Origin of the sequence: Micromonospora sp. NRRL B-16802, assembly GCF_001279555.1 — a bacterium.
Lineage (GTDB): Bacteria > Actinomycetota > Actinomycetes > Mycobacteriales > Micromonosporaceae > Micromonospora > Micromonospora profundi.
Genome location: NZ_LGEB01000001.1, coordinates 634,258 through 654,086 on the forward strand (window position 1 = coordinate 634,258; position 19,829 = coordinate 654,086).

The 19,829-nt window shown below is 66.1% G+C and carries 28 protein-coding genes and 1 pseudogene; 20 read left to right on the plus strand and 9 right to left on the minus strand.

The window, feature by feature from the left end; genetic code table 11:
- Positions 1-8 precede the first annotated feature (8 nt).
- Both ADK66_RS02995 and ADK66_RS03000 read right to left on the minus strand, forming a co-directional pair.
- Positions 9-398 (minus strand): hypothetical protein, encoded by a 390-nt coding sequence (locus ADK66_RS02995; RefSeq protein WP_053652258.1) that lies wholly within the window; start codon positions 396-398, stop codon positions 9-11.
- The gene (locus tag ADK66_RS03000; protein WP_053652259.1) at positions 395-700 is read right to left on the minus strand and encodes a hypothetical protein; all 306 of its coding nucleotides are present in this window, start codon (positions 698-700) and stop codon (positions 395-397) included. Before ADK66_RS03000 ends, ADK66_RS02995 begins: the two co-directional genes overlap by 4 nt.
- 810 nt (positions 701-1,510) lie before the next feature.
- On the opposite strand from ADK66_RS03000, the gene ADK66_RS31195 reads away from it, so the two are divergent.
- Together ADK66_RS31195 and ADK66_RS03010 are read left to right on the plus strand one after the other, a co-directional pair.
- Complete coding sequence (locus tag ADK66_RS31195; protein ID WP_157552143.1) at positions 1,511-1,897, plus strand: hypothetical protein; 387 nt, start codon at positions 1,511-1,513, stop codon at positions 1,895-1,897.
- 255 nt (positions 1,898-2,152) lie between these two features.
- Positions 2,153-3,235, plus strand: coding sequence for an AAA family ATPase (locus ADK66_RS03010; protein WP_082377140.1), 1,083 nt, complete (start codon positions 2,153-2,155; stop codon positions 3,233-3,235).
- 596 nt (positions 3,236-3,831) lie between these two features.
- Here ADK66_RS03010 and ADK66_RS31200 read toward each other — a convergent pair.
- On the minus strand, positions 3,832-4,059 hold the full coding sequence (locus ADK66_RS31200) for a hypothetical protein (protein ID WP_157552145.1): 228 nt from the start codon (positions 4,057-4,059) through the stop codon (positions 3,832-3,834).
- Between the two features lie 224 nt (positions 4,060-4,283).
- On the opposite strand from ADK66_RS31200, the gene ADK66_RS03020 reads away from it, so the two are divergent.
- The gene (locus ADK66_RS03020) at positions 4,284-4,745 is read left to right on the plus strand and encodes a hypothetical protein (protein ID WP_053652263.1); all 462 of its coding nucleotides are present in this window, start codon (positions 4,284-4,286) and stop codon (positions 4,743-4,745) included.
- Positions 4,746-4,874: 129 nt separating this feature from the next.
- On the opposite strand, the gene ADK66_RS31205 is transcribed toward ADK66_RS03020, so the two are convergent.
- The gene (locus ADK66_RS31205) at positions 4,875-5,546 is read right to left on the minus strand and encodes a hypothetical protein (protein WP_157552147.1); all 672 of its coding nucleotides are present in this window, start codon (positions 5,544-5,546) and stop codon (positions 4,875-4,877) included.
- Positions 5,547-6,386: 840 nt separating this feature from the next.
- Entirely contained in the window at positions 6,387-7,187 is an 801-nt protein-coding gene (locus tag ADK66_RS31210) for a hypothetical protein (protein ID WP_157552149.1), read from the minus strand.
- Between the two features lie 293 nt (positions 7,188-7,480).
- On the opposite strand from ADK66_RS31210, the gene ADK66_RS03025 reads away from it, so the two are divergent.
- The 9 genes from ADK66_RS03025 to ADK66_RS03065 all read left to right on the plus strand — a co-directional run bounded on the left by ADK66_RS03025 (position 7,481) and on the right by ADK66_RS03065 (position 11,905).
- Positions 7,481-7,693: a hypothetical protein gene (locus ADK66_RS03025; RefSeq protein WP_053652264.1), complete on the plus strand. Its 213-nt coding sequence runs from the start codon at positions 7,481-7,483 to the stop codon at positions 7,691-7,693.
- Positions 7,690-7,905 (plus strand): hypothetical protein, encoded by a 216-nt coding sequence (locus tag ADK66_RS03030; RefSeq protein ID WP_053652265.1) that lies wholly within the window; start codon positions 7,690-7,692, stop codon positions 7,903-7,905. Before ADK66_RS03025 ends, ADK66_RS03030 begins: the two co-directional genes overlap by 4 nt.
- Positions 7,905-8,411 (plus strand): hypothetical protein, encoded by a 507-nt coding sequence (locus ADK66_RS03035; RefSeq protein WP_053652266.1) that lies wholly within the window; start codon positions 7,905-7,907, stop codon positions 8,409-8,411. Before ADK66_RS03030 ends, ADK66_RS03035 begins: the two co-directional genes overlap by 1 nt.
- A 150-nt stretch (positions 8,412-8,561) precedes the next feature.
- A complete protein-coding gene (locus ADK66_RS03040) occupies positions 8,562-8,975 on the plus strand; it encodes a hypothetical protein (protein WP_157552151.1) in 414 nt (137 codons plus the stop codon).
- Between the two features lie 11 nt (positions 8,976-8,986).
- Positions 8,987-9,523 (plus strand): hypothetical protein, encoded by a 537-nt coding sequence (locus tag ADK66_RS03045; protein ID WP_053652268.1) that lies wholly within the window; start codon positions 8,987-8,989, stop codon positions 9,521-9,523.
- Complete coding sequence (locus ADK66_RS31215; protein ID WP_157552153.1) at positions 9,520-9,858, plus strand: hypothetical protein; 339 nt, start codon at positions 9,520-9,522, stop codon at positions 9,856-9,858. Before ADK66_RS03045 ends, ADK66_RS31215 begins: the two co-directional genes overlap by 4 nt.
- The gene (locus ADK66_RS03050) at positions 9,855-10,529 is read left to right on the plus strand and encodes a hypothetical protein (protein ID WP_157552155.1); all 675 of its coding nucleotides are present in this window, start codon (positions 9,855-9,857) and stop codon (positions 10,527-10,529) included. Before ADK66_RS31215 ends, ADK66_RS03050 begins: the two co-directional genes overlap by 4 nt.
- A gap of 894 nt (positions 10,530-11,423) precedes the next feature.
- Positions 11,424-11,642, plus strand: coding sequence for a hypothetical protein (locus ADK66_RS03060; protein WP_053652271.1), 219 nt, complete (start codon positions 11,424-11,426; stop codon positions 11,640-11,642).
- Positions 11,639-11,905, plus strand: coding sequence for a hypothetical protein (locus ADK66_RS03065; RefSeq protein ID WP_053652272.1), 267 nt, complete (start codon positions 11,639-11,641; stop codon positions 11,903-11,905). Before ADK66_RS03060 ends, ADK66_RS03065 begins: the two co-directional genes overlap by 4 nt.
- 28 nt (positions 11,906-11,933) lie before the next feature.
- On the opposite strand, the gene ADK66_RS03070 is transcribed toward ADK66_RS03065, so the two are convergent.
- The 3 genes from ADK66_RS03070 to ADK66_RS03080 form a co-directional block, all read right to left on the minus strand.
- Complete coding sequence (locus ADK66_RS03070; RefSeq protein WP_053652273.1) at positions 11,934-12,137, minus strand: hypothetical protein; 204 nt, start codon at positions 12,135-12,137, stop codon at positions 11,934-11,936.
- Positions 12,134-12,349, minus strand: a complete 216-nt coding sequence (locus tag ADK66_RS03075) for a hypothetical protein (RefSeq protein WP_157552157.1) — start codon at positions 12,347-12,349, stop codon at positions 12,134-12,136. Before ADK66_RS03075 ends, ADK66_RS03070 begins: the two co-directional genes overlap by 4 nt.
- Positions 12,350-12,463: 114 nt before the next feature.
- Positions 12,464-12,757, minus strand: coding sequence for a hypothetical protein (locus ADK66_RS03080; RefSeq protein WP_157552159.1), 294 nt, complete (start codon positions 12,755-12,757; stop codon positions 12,464-12,466).
- A gap of 131 nt (positions 12,758-12,888) precedes the next feature.
- Between ADK66_RS03080 and ADK66_RS03085 the strand changes: the two genes are divergently transcribed.
- Positions 12,889-13,491 (plus strand): hypothetical protein, encoded by a 603-nt coding sequence (locus tag ADK66_RS03085; protein ID WP_053652276.1) that lies wholly within the window; start codon positions 12,889-12,891, stop codon positions 13,489-13,491.
- 20 nt (positions 13,492-13,511) lie between these two features.
- Here ADK66_RS03085 and ADK66_RS03090 read toward each other — a convergent pair whose 3' ends face one another.
- Positions 13,512-15,041: a recombinase family protein gene (locus tag ADK66_RS03090; RefSeq protein WP_053652277.1), complete on the minus strand. Its 1,530-nt coding sequence runs from the start codon at positions 15,039-15,041 to the stop codon at positions 13,512-13,514.
- 39 nt (positions 15,042-15,080) lie between these two features.
- On the opposite strand from ADK66_RS03090, the pseudogene ADK66_RS03095 reads away from it, so the two are divergent.
- The 7 genes and pseudogenes from ADK66_RS03095 to ADK66_RS03120 all read left to right on the plus strand — a co-directional run.
- A pseudogene (locus tag ADK66_RS03095) lies at positions 15,081-15,257 on the plus strand (septum site-determining protein minD); the annotation flags it as partial.
- Positions 15,254-16,465: a TadA family conjugal transfer-associated ATPase gene (locus ADK66_RS03100; RefSeq protein WP_053652279.1), complete on the plus strand. Its 1,212-nt coding sequence runs from the start codon at positions 15,254-15,256 to the stop codon at positions 16,463-16,465. The pseudogene ADK66_RS03095 and the gene ADK66_RS03100, both read left to right, overlap by 4 nt.
- 656 nt (positions 16,466-17,121) lie before the next feature.
- A complete protein-coding gene (locus ADK66_RS30465) occupies positions 17,122-17,688 on the plus strand; it encodes a hypothetical protein (RefSeq protein WP_369814749.1) in 567 nt (188 codons plus the stop codon).
- The gene (locus ADK66_RS03110) at positions 17,688-18,497 is read left to right on the plus strand and encodes a type II secretion system F family protein (RefSeq protein ID WP_369814750.1); all 810 of its coding nucleotides are present in this window, start codon (positions 17,688-17,690) and stop codon (positions 18,495-18,497) included. Before ADK66_RS30465 ends, ADK66_RS03110 begins: the two co-directional genes overlap by 1 nt.
- 22 nt (positions 18,498-18,519) lie before the next feature.
- Positions 18,520-18,687, plus strand: coding sequence for a DUF4244 domain-containing protein (locus ADK66_RS30470; protein WP_081883916.1), 168 nt, complete (start codon positions 18,520-18,522; stop codon positions 18,685-18,687).
- Positions 18,684-19,118 carry a TadE family type IV pilus minor pilin gene (locus ADK66_RS03115; RefSeq protein WP_157552161.1) on the plus strand — a complete coding sequence of 145 codons (435 nt, stop codon included), beginning with the start codon at positions 18,684-18,686 and terminating at the stop codon, positions 19,116-19,118. The genes ADK66_RS30470 and ADK66_RS03115 overlap by 4 nt, the downstream gene beginning before the upstream one ends.
- A 248-nt stretch (positions 19,119-19,366) precedes the next feature.
- Positions 19,367-19,801 (plus strand): Rv3654c family TadE-like protein, encoded by a 435-nt coding sequence (locus ADK66_RS03120; RefSeq protein WP_082377143.1) that lies wholly within the window; start codon positions 19,367-19,369, stop codon positions 19,799-19,801.
- Positions 19,802-19,829: the final 28 nt, after the last annotated feature.

The window sequence follows — 19,829 nt, forward strand, 5'->3', positions numbered from 1 at the left end:
GTCCTCGGTCACAGGACCATCACTACCTTTTCGCCCTTGAGGGTCCGAATGACGAACGCCTTCTGCATGTAATCCCAGCCCTCACTAAAGCCGGTCACGTCGTACCGCGTGCCATCCCCATCGGTCCAGTGATCCCCGATCTCGATAGCCATGTTGTGTGGTCCGATCAGGTGATAGTCCACGAGACGAACCACACCACCGGCCAGCGTTGCGGTTGGCCTCTGATCGAACGACAGGAGCGACAGTTTGAACCGCTGAGGGGCCCGAGGCGTTCCATCCACGTACGCGGACCCCCCGGACGGCGTTACGACCTTCTGACGCGGGATCAGGGCGGCCTCAGTGGGGTCGTCATCGATCAGTCCCTGGGTCATCCGGCGCTGGGCCTCTAGCGCGTTCATACTCGCTCGATCTCCACCGTGTACGAGGATCCGCCAGCCGGCGTCGGGTCCGGAGGGATGAACTGGTCGCCCATCTTGAGGGCGTGATCGTAGAGCTGACTCAGTCGACGCGACGATCCGGATTCGGTGGTGTCCACCAGCCCGGCGTACGCAGCCGCCTTCTCTTTCCAGATCTGGGACGCAGCGGCCTCGATGCCCAGGTCATCAATCAGGAGGCCCAGCAGGGATTCGGTGTAGACAGGGTCGTTCTCGTCCAGGTCCGTAATCCGCCGGAGCCTGGCGACTTCAGCTTCAGTTGCCATGGGATTATTATCCCGCGTCCCCGGTGTCCGCCATGGGCGCTGGCCTAGAGGCCCAATGTTGAGGGTCACCGACGCCATCGGAACAACTCGGCTACGGCCTTGATGATTCCGGGCCGGTCCTTCGGGTCGGTGCCACGGAGGGCCAAGGCGGTGATGATGATCTTTCCCGCGACCGGAACCCCGATGGCAGCAGCCACGACCCATGGGCCAGCGCCGACGAATGGCTCAAGGTTCGAGAGCCCCACTGCCCAACGTCTCCTCACTCCGGTCGAGTGAGGAGGGTGCAGTGCACGGCTCAGCTCGACCAGTCGCGTTACATGACTGGCTTTCGCTGAGTCCGCGCTACCGGCAGAGCGGGATCTCAGGGTGACCGACTTGTCCAAGGTCAGTCTTGGTGTTGCAAGGTGTTTCACGCTCTACGTCTCGGTGCCGGTAGCTTGACCGTGGCTAACAACACGGTCCGCATCCGCCAAGTGGCGGCGCGCAACCAGCGTATCCGACCACTGCCTCTATGCGCGACGACCCGCATAGAGGTCCCTCAGTTCGCCCCAGAGACGCGGACCCGTGCGGCTTGGGGTGATCCGACGGCGCGGGCACCTGCTTAACGCTCAGTGACGAACTCAGAGCCGACTAGTTGCACAGTGGCGGGTATGATCGATCCGACGCATGCAACCGGTCCGCCGGTCGTCAGCCGTGCTGCGATGGCCTCCCGCCCATCCGAGACAAAAACCGGGAACTCACACCGAGGGGCGAGCCCCGCCCTTGGCCTGTGGGTTCCTCTGCTGTCGCTGGGGCGGAACAGGATCAGACATGGTGATCAATCACAGCCTGTGCGACCACCCCGCCACCCCGGCGGGACGTGCCGCGTGTCGTAAGGCAGGCGGGCCAAGGGTTGAGGTTGTCCAGGCGCTAGAACGGCTCCTGGCAGCGGAAGACTTGACTCTGAAGCAGAGGCGACGCCAACCCGCGCTCAAGTTCCTGCGGCAAGAGCGGTGGACGATCCGGCTGGCCGCACAGGAAATCGGCGTGTCGGAGTGGCATCTAAAGAACGTTTTGTACGGCAGGACCCGACCGATGGAGCAGGTCAAGATCGGCCTGACCCGGCTTGTTGGACGACCGGTAACGGAGCTGTTCACCGAAGAAGTCCGGGCCAAGCCTCACGACCCGAGCAAGAACCATCGGCGAGGGCTGTCGTGACCGCCTCCCGTCGGAAGTTCGACTTCCGCTTCCCTGCATCCCTCGCGTGGCCAGCCGAGCACTGGTACCCAGCGGAGACGTGGCAGGAGCATGCGGCGCAGGACGCCATCGCTGGTGCCCGTAGGCAGGGGCTGCCTGACCGGGTGGAAGACGTCCCGACCCTGGACAAGGTCGCGGCCCTCGGGAAGCGGTGAGGGCTCCCGCACTGCGAATGCGAGAGCCCTCAATGACACGACAAAGGATATGTGAACCATAATGCCTGATATCAAAGCCGCGCAACCAAAGAACCGCGGGCAGACCGAGTGGTTCTCCGCCGGTATTGGCGAAGGTCGGACGATCGATATTCTTGCACGAGAAGGCGATCTGACCCTAGCGCAAGAAAGGGCGGAGGATCTGTGGGACTTCGACCGAATGTCCGACGAAGAAGCCCGTGAAGCGATCCAGGAATACTGCGACAGGTTGCGTCGCGTTCCGTCGCTTGACTCCTTCTTGGACGATGAGCCGGCGTACGACTGGGTAGTTCCGGGCATGCTTGAGTACGGGGACCGGCTGGTCCTAACGGGGGCCGAGGGTCAAGGTAAGTCAACCCTCATCCGGCAGTGGCTGATGCAGATTAGCTGTGGCATCCATCCGTTGACGGGGCAAGATATCGAACCGGTGCCCGTCCTGCTCGTGGACCTGGAGAGTGGCAAGGGTCAGCTTAAACGCGAACTGTCCAAGCTCAAGGAGATCGCCGGTAACCGATATGACCCCTCCATGTTCCGCTTGATATCGAGGCCGGAGGGCTGGGATTTGCTCGATGAAGACAACCAGGATCGTCTTAGAGACGAGGTGGAACTTTCCGGAGCAGGAGTTGTCGGTATCAGTCCTCTATATCAGTCCTTCATCGGGGACGAGAAAGACGATCAGATAGCCAACCGGGTGAAGGCGTTCTTCAACGAGCTCCGGGAAACGTGCGCCCTCATCACCGAGGCGCACACACCCCACGCTGCGGCGGGCAGCCACAGGCGTCCACAGAGGCCGATCGGGTCGACGGTGTGGATGCGCTGGCCGGAGTTCGGGATTCACCTCGGCAACGATGGTGCGCTGCGGCACTGGCGCGGCCCCCGAGATGCCGACAGGGAGTGGCCCGCGATGCTCAAGCGGGGAGGCAAGTGGCCGTGGACCGCCCTCACTCCCGACCGCAGCGAGAACGTTCACTGGCTGTCGATCAAGAAGCTGTGGGAGAGGCAGGGCAAGCCGTCTGCTCGGGTGGTCGAGGACCAGCTAGGCATTCCGAAGTCCACGGCAGCCCGCGTCATCAGCGATCACCGCGACGACTGGCCTGCGACGCCATGACCGCGCTGTCCCACGGGTGTCCCACACCCGAAACGACGTTCTCCCTGGTCGAAGGGTTGCGCGGGCTGAGTGTCCCACGCTGTCCCACTTTGATCATGGGACACCCGTGGGACAGTGCATTCTCCCTGGTCAGAGGCCCTGAGAACCGGTCGCGTCCCATGATCAGTGGGACACCGTGGGACACCGCGTTCTCCCTGGTCGAGCCGCATATGGCGCCTACGCCCCCGGTCGTGGCGAGTGTCCCATGATCCACAACAGCGGAACGGCGGCAGCCCCTCTGACCAGGGTAAACGCTGTGTCGATCAATGGTGTCCCAATGTCCCCATACATACACACGCCGTGGGACGGGACACCCAACCCCGTCCACCCGGTGATTCATGTCCCGCTCGGGGCGGGGCGGCACGATCAACTCCTGGAGAAGAACAGGCGCGACTTCGGCTCGCGGTGCTACAGCGATCGGAATCGTCCACCAACCCGACCGGTCGCGTGCGTGCAGCGTGCTCAGAGACGCGCAGAGGCCATGACCACCCCGGGTGGTGTGGTCGGTACGGGCGCGGGCCGCAGGGTTGTCTCTGCGGCGAACTGAACCGCCTCGGTCAAGAACTCTCCGGGAGACCTTCGGCGTTGAGGTAGACGAACAGGCCGTCGATCAGCGGAAGCGTCTCGTTCGAGGCGTACTCGATACCTACTGGCTGGTCGGGCGAAACGTTGCCCGAACTCTGCGCCAGGTTCACGAAGCGGATCAGCTCGCCCCAGGTGAGTTGGTCGTCCAGGTCAAGGGTGACCTTGAGGTTCCGGCCAGTCTTCTCGAAGTCATCAGCCACGCGTTGATCCTTGCAGTGCGAGTCCAGCAGGCCAAGCCAGGCCCTGTGGGCGACACGCAGGGAGTTGGCCCACTGGCGGCCGTCGTGTCGGAGGAGTGGGCAGCGACGGAATATCAGCAGGTCGTCCACGCTCCTGAGCGCATCGACCGGGGCAGGTACAGCCACTCTGATCGGGCTCTCAGTAGGGTCGTCGGTGGAATCTCCGCCCTACGCCTTGGAGCGACATGACCACCACACCGTTGAAGTCCTGGCAGTGCGACCGGTGTCCCGACCTGATCACCGACCCCGACATGGCCCTTGTGGTCTGGCGCAGCGAGAACCAAAAGCGGGAGGGTTTCTTGATCGTCCACAAGTCTGTTGACGGTCGCGACTGCGATCCGGGAAGCCCCGCCGGGTACCGGGAAAGCCTTGAGTTGAGCAACTTCCTCGGAGGCACGGGGGCCTCCATGATGCTCAGTTGGCTGAGCATGGGACCGGTGCGGGGCGTGCCCGACACCAACCGAGTCGCTGATCTTGACGAGTTCGTGGACCTCTTCAGGCGAGTCCAGGTGCCGTGGTACGAGCAGGCGCGTTCCCGATTCCAGGAGGAGGAAACGCAGCACTGGCTGTCGGATGCGAACGAGTACTATCCCTACCTCCCGGACACCCTCCAGCGAACCGCTGAGGGACGCCTTGGCGACGCGTAGGTGAGGCCGTGACGTCGGCCCGGAGCGTGTGTCGTCCGTACCCGGGCCGATGTCGGCGGTGGGGTCCTGCTCTACTTGTCCATCAAGGCCACACCACAACGTCATTCTGGTGCGCCGTTGACAACCGGTTCATGAGGATCTCCCATCGAGGCGGTCTAGCCACACTCCCACCTCGGACGGCTCGCCACCGGTGCGCCTCTGAATCGCTTCAAGCACTTCGTGTGTTTGTAACCTCCGGACTCGCTGAGGCAGGCTGAATTTAGGTGGAGCGCCGGCCTCATTCAAAAGTTCCAGAAGCTCGATCGCTGGTTTGTGTCTTCCGATGATGATGGCAAGTCGACGCCAAAGCGGCAATACTTCGTTGGGCAATAGCGAGAGCAGCGTGAATTGCTGATGGGTGACCATCTCCGACTTCCCGTCCCGCTCTATCGCTTCCTGGTCTTGCTCAGCGGACGGAATGCTGTCGAGTAGCTCTCTCAGGAGGCCAATCTCGTAAAGTCGGCGCTTATCTGCTGCGGCTTCCTCGTCTGCCTGGCGTTGACGCTTCGCTTGGTCGCGGGTGAACTTGATGGTTACCAGGATGGCTATTAGGGCTATCACTGCGGCAGAGAAAGCCCCCAGCGAGTTGATGATCTCCCAAATGTCCGGGGCAGGTTCGGGCACGTTGATGGTGACAGGCGGCACGGAGTTGAGGGTTGGCAGCGGGCCGGTGGACGGCGGCCCGCCAGACGGAGCCGGAGTCGGCAAGGTGAACACGTTCACGCATGGTGCCAGCACGCGGCAACCTTTGGGCTTCACCACGTCTAGACCTCTGGGAATCGTGGCATGCTTCCGCGCCCGGCAAGCGGTGATGTGGTCAGCCCGAGGCTTCTTGCGCGACGGAGCGTGACCGGCGGTGTGGACAGCAAACGTGCGATTGCTGTCAGAGGTGCGACCTCACCCGATCGCCGTAGAGATTCTGGGCTGTGCGTGTCAGTGCAAGCGACGCGCGCGCGCACCCGAGTGACCCTTGGGTAGGCTGCGCGACCGCGCTGCACAGCCGCCAGAACAGCGGGGCTAACTCGTGCTCGCTATCGACGAGCCTAGTGGGGGTGGGTGGGGGTACCGCCTCTAGCCTCTCGTTTCGTAACCCGGTTCCTCACGTCTCTGATTGATGGGTATTCCGTCCACCCACACCGACCCCCGGCGCGCGCAGAAAGCGTCTTTAAGCGTCCACAGAGGTCACGACACGTTCGGTCGGGGTGTGTGTACGGGATCGGGGTGCCCGGGTGGCTCTGGGGCGAACTGGGTGGCGTTCCTCGACCGGGGGATCGGCCAGGAACCTCAGCAGTCGGTCAAGTACAGCCAAGGCGCGTTGGCCTTTCTCAGGGTCCTTGTACGTGCTTGCCAAGATCGCAATGCCTACCGCAGTAGCGGTGAACGCCAAGCGTGCGACAGGGATCTTCGTCTCTTCGGTCATGCCCCGGCACGCTACACAGCAGTTCGCCCCACCGGCTGGACGTGTGGCCGTGTCGGTCGGCGCTTACCACGTCTGACCTCGCATTCAGATACCCAACGACGAGGGAAATGCGGCCGATCGGCTGATGAAGCACTAAGCCTGACGGGCGGGTGTGGACAGGTGAAGATACAACAAAATGCGTTTTATGGTGTTCGTTGCGGGGGTGTGGTGCAGCGCCGATTTAGGAGATCCTTTGCCCTTCCGGCCAGCTGTAATGCCGCTCCAATGCCCATGTGCAGCATCGGTGTGGGCGCGGTAGCGCGATAGTTGGTTACCCCCAGTGCCCCCGGACCAAGTGGCTCCAAATCGAAAAGGCGCAGGACCCATGTGTCTCCGTGCGCTACCGCGCTGCAAAGTTTCCAGTATATGTAAACAAGGTTGTTGTCCCCGTCGGTCAGCCCGGTATATCGGCCCGCCTCTTCTAGGTACTCCTTGTATTGGGGCTTACTCTTGAGTTTTCTGGCGTCAATACCTGCCGACTCAGCCAGGCCGCGTACCCTCTTCCGCTTGTTTTCAAGACCTTCGTTCTGTGGTGTACCCAGCTCCGCGAGCAGCGATTCCGTCGTCTTGATGCTAGCCATTTCGTAACGCAGTCGTCGTAGAACGCGTTCCGTCGGATCCTCTGGGCACAGCATCCAGATGGCAGTGGACGCATTCTCAAGTGCGCCACGAGTCAGCGTGAAGGGGGCATAGGTGTGCAGGCTGAGAAGCTCCCGTTTGGAGTCCCAGAGCGCTGACCGCATCGAATGCAGGTGGTCCACGGCTGTTCCAATTGACTGTTGCACCGCGTGGCTTAGTTGGTATGGGTAAGTCTGCCTATCGTCCTCGGCGATGTCGCTACCTGCTTGGACGCGTACGACTTCTGGCTCCATCCACTCGTCAGTCATGGCCAGCAGCCCGTGGATCTTGTTGATTAGTTTCTGATCCTCTTCACTGATCGTCACAGCTAGCCACCGTACTGCGTGGGCACGCCAGGCCGCTACTGCATTGAACCTGACAAACTCTCGGATTCCCCGGAAAATGGTTCCCGGAACGTTTTGACGGACCGAAAGGAGCGCTATGGGCGCTCGGGGAAAGCTGCCGGAGTTCCCGGTTTCGCTGGATGTCTCGATGTCGGAGGCGCAGCGGTACCGACTTGGAAGCCTTGCCGCGAAGCGCTCGGACTCCTTGGCGGGAACCGTTCGCTGGCTCGTGGACCAGGAATGGGAAAGCCGCACAACTAACGAAGGGGTGACACATGCCGCACGTGAGGGCTGACGAAGAGGGGCGTGTAAACGCGCTGGGTCTGTTCCATCGCACGATCAGCGAGGTGGAGAACGCCATCTTGCAGGCGAGGGCTCGGCAGATGTACCGGGCTGCTGGTGAATCGGCCGAGGAGCCCGCCGACACGGAGGAGCAGACCTTCAACGCCGACCACTTCCCTGTACTGAGAAGCAAGGTGAAGCCGTGAACCCCTACCGGTCGGTGAGCGACCACCTGTCTTCGCTCGTGGACCGCACAGACGAAAGCGAGTTCGGCGGTGTGGCCGGACTGACGCAGCCGTACCCGCACGAGCCGTCTGCCTCGGAATCCCTCCGGGCGCTGTACCAGTCCGATACGACCGACCCCACCGCCGAGGTCCACGCCGGCCAGCAGGCGCCTTCACCACACGGGAGTCACTGATGAACCTCAACGTCACGAGGCTCGCCGACATGCGGGCAGAGATCAACCGGACGGAACTCACCGCCGCCGGCAGGGACCTCCTGGAACGCGCCTATTCCGCTGCTCAGAAGGAGTGGCGGGTCCGGAGGAAGAAGCAATACCGGGCCGGGATCGAGGCCCGGAACGAGGCTGACGAAGAGTTGGTCTACCGGGCGAGGAAGGAGGGGCCGAAGGAGCTTCGGAAGATCAAGACAGATCTAGAAGAGGGACGCATCACGCCTCAGGAGGCCGAGGGCAAGATGCGGGACTTCGTCGCGGAGCACGGACGTCTGTCCGGCCTGCACCGGTCGCTGATCGAGGACGACAACTACCTCGCCACGCTCGTCTCCGAGCCGCTGGACAAGTTCCAGGAGAAGACGGATGAGTTCCAGACCCAGGAGGACCTGAGGAAGCGCTTCCCGGCGAGGGCCGGCGCTGACCGCACGTTGGGCGACTACGTCCGCCAAGTGCAGGAACAAGGGGACTGACTAACACAACCAGGGAGGGCCGGGCTATCGCGGCTCGGTCCTCCCTTCGCACGCGGGAGGTGTGGTGTGGGCAAGAGGGAACTGTCGCGCGATCGGACCCAGATCCTTCGGCGGTTGCGGCGGGGTCACGACCCCGAACGTGACCTTCCGATGCTGATTGAGGCCGGGTACAAGCCTGTGTCTGAATGGGACGACGAGGAACTAGCTAAGGGCAGGCCGCGGAACAGTAGAGGTTCGATTTGTGGTCGGGCACCCTCATGGTTGAAGGAGCACATCGAAGCTGAGGCGTTGCGGAGGCTCAAGGAGACAACGCTCTCCGCCCCGAAGCCGCGACCGGAAGTCCTAAGCCAGGTCCTGCTCGCGTTGGCCACCAACCCGGAAACTCCGGCCGACCTCCTCGCGATGCTCGACTCCGCGCTCGCCAGGGCGAAGCAGCGACTCGCACCGGACCCCCCGCCGCCTGTGCGGCTCAAAGATCCCGGCATTCCACCGGCGCTGGTGAACGACGAGGACCGGATGCCCCGGTACCTCCGCGACGCCCACGACGATGGGCGGGTCTCGTGAGGAGAGAAGGAATGCTGCAACTACTGACGGCGGAAATCTTCGTCACCTTCGACGGCAGTCACCTTGACCTGTCCCGCCTTCGCGGGGGTGGCAAGGACTGCACGACAGACCTCGCCGCGATCTACACCGAGCTGCACACCCGGCTGCGAGATGCCGGGCTGCACGTCCGTCCGCCGGCTGAGAACACCGTCAGCTGGGCCGAGCAGGTCACCGGACCGGGTGGTGTGGAAGCCCTCGGGGGTTGGGATCCTGACACCCGGTACTTCGTCCTGCACGTCGACCTGGCCCTGGTGCCCGAGTTGGTGCGAGACGTGGTGGCGCACGAGATGGTCCACCAGATCATCAGCGAGTACCCCGGACCGTTCGACCACCACGACAGCGGGCACGGGGACCGGTTCTACGCGGTCGCTCAGGCGGTCGCACAGGCCCTGGACATGCCCACACCCGCCCGCGCCACCGTGGCGGCTTGGCCGACTCTGGACCGGCCGACGGGCTACTACGGGCCGCTGGTCGGGTACCGGGATCGCAGCCTCCGGAGGGCGGCATGACCGGGGAGGAATTCATCGCGGGCATACCGGATGCGCTGACCCCGGAAGCCCTGTCCCGCGCAGTAGACGCGTCGCGCCTGCGGAAGCCGGGAGTGACGATCCTGCCGGACCAGTACCGGCCGACCTGGACTAGTGCACGGGCCAACGTCAAGCGGGCAGTCCTTGCCGACCAGGACATTTCCGCAGCCGGGCCAGGGCGAGATGCGGCATGGGCTGCGGTGTCGGCAGCTATGGACGCAGCAGCCGCCTATGCCGTGCGGGACCACATCGACCCTGACGACTTCGCGGTGCTGGTAGCACCGTGGTCGCACATGACCGAAGGAGAATCAGCATGAGCATCGTGTCGGTAGAGGTCAGTGGTGATGGCGGAGACGGCGGAGTCCGCATCGTCGGTGGCGAGAATGCCTTGGTGCCACGCGCGGGGATCAGGGTTCACGATCCTCATGGCATAGGCGCCGTTTCTCATGACGGGCGTGTGTACGGACCGACGAAGGTGGAGATCGGCGAACTGAGCGATGGCGACTACGGAATCGCTGTTGTCAACGACGCGGGGAAGCTGGTCAAGCTCGAAGACTTCATCTTCGGACCGCAGAAGGCTGTGCAAAGTACGCCGGGCACTACTACCTCTACCAGCTACACGAACCTGGACGATGGGGTAGGGCCCGCCCTCTCCGGGGTCACGATCGGGGAGTTGGGCCGAGCGATCGTGACCCTGACCGCCTACATGGAAGCGCCTGACGGCGGTATGGCGTTCATGGGAGTGCTGATCGAGAAGACCGATGGCAGCTTCGGTATCGCTCCGGACGACCTCGACAGCCTGTCGATCGGTGGAGGCTCGGGAATCGACAACGTCCGGTGCGTCGGTCGTTTCTCGGTGGAGGTCTTCGTGGAGGGGCTGGCCCCCGGCGCCTACAACTTCATCGCCAAGTACCGCATGCAGACGGTGCCGTCCGGCTCACCGTCCGCCCTGTTCGCCAACCGCGTGATCAAAGTGCAGCCGTACTGAACACGCCGGGGGTGACCGGTACCCCCGACGCGCGGTGACACCGTCTCTGCGACCAACTGAACACCCTTAGCCAGCGCCTCCCATCCATGCGGACGGGGGGTGTTGGCCAGTCCCGACCGCCCACTTTGAATATCGAACAGGTGTCCGCTATACTGTGGACATCCCCCTCTGACGCGCTGCTGCGACTAGCAGATCTCGACAGGGGGTTTTTCGTGGTAGTCGAGCCGTGGCTTGCGCTGGCCCTGGGGCTGGGCGTACCGGCAATCATGAAGCTGCTCATGCTCATGTGGGCCACGCGAGGCGTGAGTCCGAAAGAGCGAGTCGCCATCATCAAGGCCCTTGCTGAACTCTTCCGCGCTGGTTCGTGGCGCAGCATCGGCGCACAGGCGACAGACGACTCCGATAGCCGGCGTTAGTCAGTCCGGGGTGTCGTCCTCGGTCGGGCGCGGTTGGCGGTACTTCTTGATCCACGCCTCGACGTCCTCGGCCAACCAGACCTTCGTTCCCGTAGCTCCTGGTACGGCTTCGGGAAGGTGGGATACCGGGCGAGCTGCTGGAACCGCTGCCGCGAGACGCCCAGGCGTTCGGCGATCTCGTACGGCCCCATGAGCTGCCCCGGCCCTCGGTCCATAGCCCGAACGTAAAGCGACTCGCCCTTTCCTTTCGGCTATTGCCAGTTGACTAATCCGACCGAGGCAACGACCGTGGACGCATGACCCGACGCGTCCCATATGCGGAGTATCTGACGGCAGTAGCCATGACCCTGGCCCGCAGGCATAAGCCGGTGTGGTCGTGGATCAAGTGGCGGAACGTCTGCAAGTGCGGGAACGAGCTGCCTTGCCGGACGAGACACAAGATCCCGATCAACCGAGGTCACTGGCCAGGTGAGAGCTGATGACCACACACGGACCGGTCCTCCCGCTGTGGCTGTGCGAGACGTGCGATCGGGCCTGGCCCTGTGCCACACGCCGCGTTGAGCTGCTGGACGAGTACGCCGCATCGCCGGTTGCGCTGGCTGCTTACCTCGGGTCGAACCTCACCGCAGCGCGGCAGGACATGAGCTGGGCTCCGGCCGACACCTTGAACCGCAGGTTCCTCGGGTGGCTGGCATGAAGCCGGGAGACGTCGTGCTGATCGGGGCGGCGTGCTCGCCACAGTTCACCGGGGACCGAGCGCTACGGCTCCGGCTGGTGCTGGTCGGCGAGGTCGACCCGTACAACGGCTGGATGTGGATCACCGGGTACGTGCTCGACGTGAAGGGGTTGGCTACGGCCAAGCGCGAGCTGTACGTCATGAGGGCCGGGATCGTCATCCAACGGCGAACCGCCCCGGTGGGTGGTCAACCGAGGCGGTCCAGTTCGCGCGTAACGGTCTAAGCCGTATTGGCGGGTATCCCCGCATGGGTCAATCGGTCAGCGTGTCTGTCCGCGTCATCGGGTGATCCTTCCCCAGGATCTCCGCCGTCCGGGCGTGTGTCTGGCCGATCCGGGCCAGGATTGCCTGAGCGCCGGTGTGGTCGCCGTCTGCCAGTTGATCCCTGGCCGCTTCGTATGCCTGATCAACCTGTGCCTTCAACCGATCGAACGCGGCGAGCATGTCGGTGGTCACTTGGCCTCCACAGTCTTGGCGTGGTTGGCCCGGCAGGCCGCCCGGCCCTTGAGGTCGCGGGGGTGTCCACACCCCGAGTGGTCCAGGCGGTTGTTTTCTCCAACCTTTGGCGCGAACTCGAGCTTGGCCGGCGCAGCCTTCTTGGCCGGGGTCTTCTTGGCAGCTTCCGTGGCCTTCGCGGTGATGGTCGTCGCGGGGGTCGGTTCGGTCATGGCGTCCTCCTCGGTGGTCACGCTCCGTAGTGGAGCGAAGCCAACGTAAGACGACTCCCGGCCAGTCCTAATACCCTTCCCATCTGCCGGAGACTCGGCCTCCAACTACCGGGATCAGGCCGCCACCCACACGCTGGGTAGGGAGCCCGTGAGGTTGCGCATGACTTTCCGTCCACGGGGCGTGTCGATCAGCGCGTCATTCAACCAGTACGAGAAGAAGGTGGAGGAACCGTCAATGCGGCGGAAGTTGTCGCCCTTGAAGGTGAACGTGTCGTGTGGTTGCGCTGCTCCACCTGACCGCTTGAATTCCTTGGGTGCGCCATCCTCGGTGGTAATCACCAGTCGTCGCCCGTTGTTCTTCAAGCAGAAGTAGAGGGGGCGGCCTTCGAACATCGACTCATCAATCATGACTCCCGACCCTAAACACCCTCCGGAACACGGTACGAAACGTTTGAGACGCAGGTCACACCAGCTAAGCCATCAGGCGTCCCGTGGCGCTGTGGAGCTGCCATGTCGCATCGAGGTCCTACCCTGGCCGGGTGCTTGCTGCTGAGGCTCCGAAGATCACCGACTGGATGCAAGCGTGGGGGAGCCTGACCGGTCTGTTGCTGTCAGGTATCGCCGCGCTCGCGACCGTGTTGCTGCTGCGGCACGAAATCCGGGTGCGGCGTGATGAGCAGCAGGATTCCATGGCGGCGCAGGCTCGGATGATCTTTGGAAGTTTCAGCCGGTTCGGCGACCTAAGGAACCGGGGAGTTTTGGATGGCGTCGCGGTGCTGGTCACCAACTACAGCGGCGCTCCGATTCTCGATGTGTTCGTAGAAGTGCATCACCATGGGGCCCTGGCAGATACTCCGGCCGTGGAAGGTCTCATCATGGATGAAAAGCTATTTTGGTTCGGCCTGGCCGTGCCGGTGCAGGACCGAGCTGCCCGGGAAGAAGAGCAGTTCATCTCGGTTACGGTCCGTTTCACGGACTGCAATGGCTACAAGTGGAGGCGCACTGATCGGCAGCGTCTAGTGAGGATCCTCCCGCTCGGTGATCGGTCGTGGCGAGACCGGGTGCCCGGACCCCAGGTCGCCATGGGGATCGGAGTTGTGGGGGTCGTACTAGGCGTGGTCGCTCTCTTCGTGGCCGCGTAACTCGGTGCGGTTTCAGTGAGTCACACCAGCCAGGTCACGGACACCCGGAGGCTGAACACCTTCGCTCGGTGGAGGTCGAACCGCTGACGCCAGGCTTCCTTGGTCTCACCCTTGAGGCGAAAGGGTGCGCTACTGAACAACCGGCCCGTCTCGGGATTGATGGGGTGTGGGCCGATCTCGATGCGGTCGATGACCGACGCCAGGATGCCCCGCTGCCAGGTGTCGTCGCGGTCATCCCAGATCGCACGCAGCTCGCTACCGGTCGGCAGGTTGGTGTGCTGGTGCGTCCGGATGGCAGCGTCACGGGCCTTGGTGTTGGCTTCCAGCCGGTCCGTCAGGCGTGCCCGCCTCCGCTGGTAACGCTGCCGGGGCAGCTTCCCATCGTCGTACTCGTCCTCCAGATCCTTCAACTTTTGCTCGTCATCGAGGATCTTCTTACGCAGCGCGGCCGTGGGGTCGTCCACACCTTCCCGCTCGCGGGCAATCGCCTTACGCAGCGCGGGGGAGTCGAGCCGCGTGAACACCTGCTCAGCGATGTAGTCCTCCAGCGGCTGCATGACGATCCGTGTACCGCCACAGCCGCGAGTCTTGTTCTTTGTAACCGAGCATTCGAAGGTTGGACCCTCGGTGCGCTTGGCGCTGCTGGAGGTCATCCGGTTACCACAGGTCGATCCGTCAGGATGCTTGTTGATGCAGGTCACCAGGCCCGACAGCATGTACTTGCGCTGGTTGAACTCCTTCGTACCTCTCTCCGGGTCGTTCAGGATCTCGACCACACGCCGCCAATCGTCAACCTCAACGATCTTCTCCCAGGGCGTTGGGAGCAGCTTCCCTTCGAACTCTCGTAGCCCGGCGATGGCGGGTTTGGTCAGCGCGCGCTTCAACGTCCGGCGCTGCATCCCGAAGTCCTTGGCGATCCCGTACAGCGACTCACCAGCCAGCACCCGGCGGACGGCATCCTTCACGCGCGGCGCGTCGGTGTCGTGGTGCCGGAAGTTGACGTACTTGACCTTTGAGACGCCCCGGACCTTGACGATCACTTGGTCAGCGTCGACACCGAAGGGCAGTAGCCCGCCATGGAACTCGCCCGCCTCAGCACGCCGCCTGACGTCCCGCTCGACCCGCTCTGAGGTGCGTTCAGTCTCGCCCGCATCCCGAGCGGCGGCATTCCGGGCCATCTCCCGGCCGTCAGCCGTGTTCAGGTCGAATTCCGGCGACCGGATGTACTTGTACTTGATGCCGTGGTCTACCGCAAGATCGATCAGGTCCTCATTCTCACGGGGTCGACGCGTGATACGCGAGCTGGTGTACGCCGCGATGATCTCGAAGTTGCCAGCCTTGGCATCGGCCAGCATCCGCTCGTAGTCGGGTCGGCGCTTCTTGGATCGGGTGCTCGCTGAGATGTCGTTGTCGACGTAGCTCGCGACGTACACCAAGTTCTCTCGCTCGGCTAGTTCGTCAAGGTCCTCATCCTGTCGACCGATGCCCAGCTCACGACCCTCGCGGTCGTCACTGATCCGCCGGTACTTCGCTGCACGTCGGGGCGTCATCCGGGGACCGTATCGGGGGTGCCCGATATCATGCAACACGACGTGGCGCGTGCGCTCGGGCTTCCCCTCGCCGGCACGCTGCGCCCCGAGCCCGCGCTCTGCCGTGGCCTGGAACGGGGCGAGGCGCCGGCGGCCGCCGGGAAGGGGCCGCTGGCGGCGCTCTGCCAGCGGATCGTCGCGGACCTTACCGGCGTGCCCGTGCCAGGTGCGGCATGACGGGCCGCGCGGAGGACCACGGCCTCGCCGCACGGGTGCGGCAGCGGATCGCCGCCGGCACCACCCCGGTCACCCCCGCGGCGATCGTTTCCGCGGTACGCGCCGAGCCCGCCGCCGTGGTGCTGGGCGACACCGCAGTGCTACGGATCGCCGACCGGGTACACGACGACCTCGTCGGTGCCGGGCCGCTGGCCCCACTGCTGGCCGACCCGGAGGTCACCGACGTTCTGGTGAACGGCGTGCGCGTCTGGGTCGACAGGGGATCGGGGTTGCACCAGGTCGCGATCCCGATGGGCTCGGTTGAGGACGTCCGCAGGCTTGCGCAGCGGCTGGTCGCCAGCGCCGGGCGGCGACTCGACGACGGCTCCCCGTACGCGGACGCCCGGCTGCCCGACGGCACCCGGTTGCACGCCGTACTGCCGCCGGTGGCCACCGACGGCCCCTACCTGTCCCTGCGGACCTTCCGGCACCGGCCGTTCACCCTGGACGAACTGGTACGCCAGGGGACGGTGCCGCGACCTGTGGCACCACTGCTCGCGGCCGTCGTCGCGGCTCGACTGGCCTACCTGGTCACCGGCGGTACGGGGTCGGGCAAGACGACACTGCTCAACACGCTGCTCGGGTTGGTGCCGGCCACCGAGCGGATCGTCCTGGTGGAGGACGCCGCCGAGCTGCAACCGGGACACCCGCACGTGGTGGGCCTCCAGGCTCGTACGGCAAATGTGGAGGGAACAGGCGTGGTCAACCTCGCCGACCTGGTTCGGCAGGCGCTGCGGATGCGTCCCGACCGGCTGGTGGTCGGGGAGTGCCGGGGCGGCGAGGTGGTCGATCTACTGGCCGCTCTGAACACCGGCCACGACGGCGGTGCCGGGACGCTGCACGCCAACACCCCGTCCGACGTGCCGGCGCGGCTGGAGGCGCTCGGCATGCTGGGTGGCCTGCCGCGCGCCGCGCTGCACGCCCAGGTGGTCGCGGCGCTTCAGGTGCTGTTCCAGGTACGCCGTGGCGACCGGGGACGGGTCCTGGAATCGATCTGCCTGTTACTCCCGGAAGGACCGGAACGGTTGGTGACCGTGGTGCCCGCCTGGGTACGCGGTCGAGGACTGGGCGTGGCCGCCCGTGCGCTCGGCGGCCTGCTGCGGGACCGGGGCGTAGTGGTGCCGCCGATCCTCTGCGAGCCGTGGCCCGGATCGGCGGGGCCGGCATGAGCGGGGCGACGATCGTGGTGGCCTTGCTGCTGTTGGCTGCCGCAGCTCTGGTGGCCTGGCCCGTACAAAGCATCCGCGCACGCCGCCGTCGGATTCTGGCGTCCAGCCGTGCCGTCACCGGTGGCGATCCGGATGACGCCCTGGTGGAGTGGATCAGGAGCCTCGGTCGCGTACTCGATGGGTCCGGGGACGGGTCCGGCGCGACGCTTGTGTCGGCGCATCCGGCCGCCGTCCCGTACCCCCGTGGAGCGCCGGAGCCGAGTCGCGGGCGGGCGGCGGTTGACTGGTCCACTCGGGACCGCGACGACGGCGCGAGCCGGCCGAGGGCGACGGGCGGGCCGGCGGGGCCGACCCGACCGACAGGCCCCGGACGTCCGCCGACGCGACGGGACCCTCGACGTCCGGCGGCCGCACTTCGCCCCGAGGACGAGGCCCTCGACGTTGTACGGCGTGCCGGCCCGGCCGTGGCCGTCCCGACGATCGACGGCGCGGACCTGGACGTGGGCCGGTCCCGCGATAGTTACGACGCTCCGTCGGCCGCCGATGAGCGGCGCCGTGGTCCGGATGTTGCGGATCCGGCGGCGGTCAGGCCCAAGGCTGGGCGCGCGAACCGCCTCGAACGGTCGCCTGCCCGTCTGTTACTGCTGGTTGCCCTGGTGGGTGCTGGTGTGGGTGCCGTGTTCGCCGGACCGGTGGCCGCGGTAGCGGTGGCCAGCTACGGCATGCTGGCCGTACGCGCCCTGCTGCGGCGGCGGGCCAACCGGCGCGCCGAGCAAGTCCGGCGGCGCGGGTTGGACCTGCTCTGCGGTCTGGCGGCAGACCTGCGGGCCGGCCTGCCCGTCCCGCCGGCACTCGCCACCGTCAGCGGGCCTGACACATCCGACCGGCTTCGCCAACTGACCTCGGCCGCGGTGCGGCTAGCTGACCGGACCGGCGCGCCACTGGCGGAACTGGTCGAGCGAATCGAGGCGGATGCTCGGGCGACCGACCGAGGGTTGGCCTCGGCGGCGGCACAGGCGGCGGGCGCCCGCGCCACGGCCCTGCTTCTGGCGGCCCTGCCGGTGGGCGGGATCGGGCTCGGCTACGGCATCGGGGTGGATCCCCTGGCGGTCCTCCTGCACAGCACTGTCGGTGGGGTCTGCGCGGTCCTCGCGGTCGCCCTCCAGGTCATCGGCCTGTTCTGGGCAGAGCGGCTGGGCGCGATGCCAGGGCGGGCCGTCTGATGTCCCGGACGGCTCTCGTGGCCGCCGCTCTGGTGGTGGCGGCGCTGCTCGTCACGCCGTTACGTCTACGCCGTCCCGCCCGCCGAGCCGATCCGCCGACGCCTGCCGAATCCGCCCGGCCAGCCGGTCCCGACGGATCAGCCAGCCCTGGTGGATTAGCCAGCCCTGGTGGATTAGCCAGCCCTAAGGGATCAGCCGAACCCGCAGGCCGGCGGCGGCCCGACCTGATCCGGATCGCCGCCGTGATGGCCGGGCTCGCCGTGGCCGTGGTCGTCGGTGGCTGGTTCGGGCTGCTCGGCGCTATCCCGACCGCGGTCCTGTCCGACGTGCTGCTGCGACGGATCGAATCTCCGGCGGCACGTACCCGGAGGCTCCGCGAGGCCGCCGATCTGCCCCTTGCCGCCGACCTGTTGGCGGCGGCGATGCGGGCGGGCGCTCCGGTCGACCGCTCAGTGCTCGCCGTGGCCGAGGCGCTGGACAGTCCGCTCGCCGACCGACTGGCCCGGGTCGGCCGCACCCTCCTGCTCGGCGGAGGCCCGGCGGAGGCGTGGTCAGCCCTGGACGGGGTGCCCGGCGCCGAGCGGCTGGCCGCGGCGGCGTTCCGGTCGGCCAACAGCGGCGCCGCCCTGGCCGGCGCGCTGACCCGGCTCGCCGACGACCTACGTGCCGACCGGGCAACCGCCGCCGAGGCGTCCGCCCGCCGAGCGGGCGTGCTCATCGTGCTGCCGCTGGGGCTCTGCTTCCTGCCGGCGTTCATTCTCGCCGGCCTGGTGCCGGTGATCGTCGCCGTCCTCGGCGACGTGCTCTGACCCATCGAGAAGGGAACACACAATGCGTAAGCTCATCGCCCGCCTGCGCGGCGACGCAGGTATGAACACCGCCGAGTACGCCGTCGGCACGCTCGCCGCAGTCGCCTTCGCCGGCATTCTGCTGAAGGTGCTGACCTCCGGCAACGTTCAGTCGGCGCTGACCGCCGTCATCGACCGGGCACTCAAGTGACGGGGCGCCGGCAGGCCGGCCGCGATCGGAGGCCCTGCACCCCGGGGCGGGCGGCTGGCGGGGGGCGACGATTCCACGCTGTCGTACGGGCTGCCGGTGGGGACCGCGGATCCTTCACCGCCGAACTGGCGGCTGGCCTGCCGGCGCTGCTCCTGCTCCTGCTCGCCGGGCTGACGGCCGTCAACGCCGTAAGCACCAAGGCCGGTTGCCTGCACGCCGCTCGGGAGGCGGCCCTGGCCGCCGCCCGAGGTGAGGCTGGCGTTCCCGGAGCGCCGCCGGGCGCGGAGGTGTCCGTGTCGATCGATGAGGGCCGGGCGCAGGCGACGGTCCGGGCACCTGTGCGCGCGCTGGGCGGCCGGCTGCCGCGCATCACAGTGGTCGCCACCGCCGTCGCGGCACTCGAACCCGGAGCCGGAGAGGGGGACCGATGAACCAGACCGCTGGTAGGCGGTCGGACCTTGGGCGATCGGACTTCGGGCGCCTTCTCGGCTGGCTCTCAGTCGGTGGGAGGCCAGCCCGTGCGCACTCGGGCTCTGGGCGCCCCCTCGGTGGGCGGCCGGCCCCTGGTCGGTTGGGCTTTGGGTGCCCTCTCGGTGGGCGGCACTCCCTTGCGTGGCCGGACCCCGGGCGCACTCTCGGTGAGGGCGCGCAGTGGTACGGCCCGGCGTGGCGTACGGCGGTGCGGCAGTGGCCGGTCGGTGGTCGGCCTGGCTCCGAGTGGTCTGGCCCCGGACGGTCTGGTGGCGGGCCGTTCGGCGATGTGCCGCCGGACGGCGAGCGTGGCGGGGCGACAGTCCTGCTGCTGGCAGTGGGGCTGGTATTCGTACTGGTCGGGCTGTTCGGCGCTGCCGTCGCCGGCACCGGAATGGCGGCTCAACGGGCGGCGGTGGCGGCCGACCTCGGCGCGCTCGCCGGAGCCGCCAGGGCGATCGACGGCGACGTGGTGGCCTGTGCGGCAGCCCGGGACATCGCAGGTCGCAACGGTGGTCGCCTGGTCGGTTGTCGCCTTGAGGGGCTGGACGTGCTGGTGACGGTCGAGGTGGTGTTCACGCCGCTTCCCGGCCTGACCCGGGCTGCCGCGTCGACCGCGCGCGCCGGCCCGGTCCGTAGCTGACAGATGCGCGCCAGCCGGCCGGCCAGGA

What these genes read in the sequence shown, in the direction of transcription:
- ADK66_RS03060 (WP_053652271.1), top strand. Translation starts at nt 11,424, where the DNA reads ATGACCACACACGGACCGGTCCTCCCGCTGTGGCTGTGCGAGACGTGC.
- ADK66_RS03010 (WP_082377140.1), top strand. Translation starts at nt 2,153, where the DNA reads ATGCCTGATATCAAAGCCGCGCAACCAAAGAACCGCGGGCAGACCGAG.
- ADK66_RS03100 (WP_053652279.1), top strand. Translation starts at nt 15,254, where the DNA reads ATGACGGGCCGCGCGGAGGACCACGGCCTCGCCGCACGGGTGCGGCAG.
- ADK66_RS03035 (WP_053652266.1), top strand. Translation starts at nt 7,905, where the DNA reads ATGAACCTCAACGTCACGAGGCTCGCCGACATGCGGGCAGAGATCAAC.
- ADK66_RS03080 (WP_157552159.1), bottom strand. Translation starts at nt 12,757, where the DNA reads ATGATTGATGAGTCGATGTTCGAAGGCCGCCCCCTCTACTTCTGCTTG.
- ADK66_RS03020 (WP_053652263.1), top strand. Translation starts at nt 4,284, where the DNA reads ATGACCACCACACCGTTGAAGTCCTGGCAGTGCGACCGGTGTCCCGAC.
- ADK66_RS30470 (WP_081883916.1), top strand. Translation starts at nt 18,520, where the DNA reads ATGCGTAAGCTCATCGCCCGCCTGCGCGGCGACGCAGGTATGAACACC.
- ADK66_RS03075 (WP_157552157.1), bottom strand. Translation starts at nt 12,349, where the DNA reads ATGACCGAACCGACCCCCGCGACGACCATCACCGCGAAGGCCACGGAA.
- ADK66_RS03050 (WP_157552155.1), top strand. Translation starts at nt 9,855, where the DNA reads ATGAGCATCGTGTCGGTAGAGGTCAGTGGTGATGGCGGAGACGGCGGA.
- ADK66_RS02995 (WP_053652258.1), bottom strand. Translation starts at nt 398, where the DNA reads ATGAACGCGCTAGAGGCCCAGCGCCGGATGACCCAGGGACTGATCGAT.
- ADK66_RS03090 (WP_053652277.1), bottom strand. Translation starts at nt 15,041, where the DNA reads ATGACGCCCCGACGTGCAGCGAAGTACCGGCGGATCAGTGACGACCGC.
- ADK66_RS03040 (WP_157552151.1), top strand. Translation starts at nt 8,562, where the DNA reads ATGCTGATTGAGGCCGGGTACAAGCCTGTGTCTGAATGGGACGACGAG.
- ADK66_RS03045 (WP_053652268.1), top strand. Translation starts at nt 8,987, where the DNA reads ATGCTGCAACTACTGACGGCGGAAATCTTCGTCACCTTCGACGGCAGT.
- ADK66_RS03065 (WP_053652272.1), top strand. Translation starts at nt 11,639, where the DNA reads ATGAAGCCGGGAGACGTCGTGCTGATCGGGGCGGCGTGCTCGCCACAG.
- ADK66_RS31215 (WP_157552153.1), top strand. Translation starts at nt 9,520, where the DNA reads ATGACCGGGGAGGAATTCATCGCGGGCATACCGGATGCGCTGACCCCG.
- ADK66_RS03110 (WP_369814750.1), top strand. Translation starts at nt 17,688, where the DNA reads ATGTCCCGGACGGCTCTCGTGGCCGCCGCTCTGGTGGTGGCGGCGCTG.
- ADK66_RS03025 (WP_053652264.1), top strand. Translation starts at nt 7,481, where the DNA reads ATGCCGCACGTGAGGGCTGACGAAGAGGGGCGTGTAAACGCGCTGGGT.
- ADK66_RS31195 (WP_157552143.1), top strand. Translation starts at nt 1,511, where the DNA reads ATGGTGATCAATCACAGCCTGTGCGACCACCCCGCCACCCCGGCGGGA.
- ADK66_RS03000 (WP_053652259.1), bottom strand. Translation starts at nt 700, where the DNA reads ATGGCAACTGAAGCTGAAGTCGCCAGGCTCCGGCGGATTACGGACCTG.